Below are 447 nucleotides of genomic sequence, written 5' to 3' on the forward strand. Positions count from 1 at the left end.
CTCCCAACATGAGTTGCAGGGTATGGCGTTTCAAGCGGTGGTGCTCCAGACGTGAGATGGCACACCCCGGGCGTATGGCGCGGGGAGGCCGGTGGCAGGCATTGCCTTGTGATGGGGAGCTGGAATCCCTTGCGGTCAATGGATGACCGCAAGGGACACCTGCCGGCAGTTTAACAGCTCTTTCCTGAGGCTGTCTGCCTTTATTCTCATGAGAGGTTTCTCAGGAGGATGCACGGCGATGAATGAGCACGACCTCCATGGGGTAGGACCCGCGCTGCGCGCGAAGTGGGAGCGACTCGGAGCGAAGACATTGCGCGGGCTCACGTTGGAGCAGCCGGGGCCGGAGATGATCCGCGGTGGCGTCGAGGTCATCGACGACGGGGGGTTCGAGATCGCCGCGAGACTGGAGTGAAGCCCCACCCAGGGGCATCAGGCGCCAGGCATCCC

Annotated in this window: 1 protein-coding gene; it reads left to right on the forward strand. The window is 63.3% G+C overall.

Features of this window, described 5'->3' with window-relative positions:
- Positions 1-238 precede the first annotated feature (238 nt).
- On the forward strand, positions 239-412 hold the full coding sequence (locus tag D7W82_RS40845; protein ID WP_158617818.1) for a hypothetical protein: 174 nt from the start codon (positions 239-241) through the stop codon (positions 410-412).
- Positions 413-447 lie beyond the last annotated feature (35 nt).

The sequence above is a fragment of the Corallococcus sp. CA049B genome, assembly GCF_003611685.1.
In the GTDB taxonomy this organism is placed as follows: Bacteria; Myxococcota; Myxococcia; order Myxococcales; family Myxococcaceae; genus Corallococcus; species Corallococcus coralloides.

Excerpts from the sequence above, each read along its gene's own strand:
- D7W82_RS40845 (WP_158617818.1), top strand. The coding sequence starts at position 239 with ATGAATGAGCACGACCTCCATGGGGTAGGACCCGCGCTGCGCGCGAAG.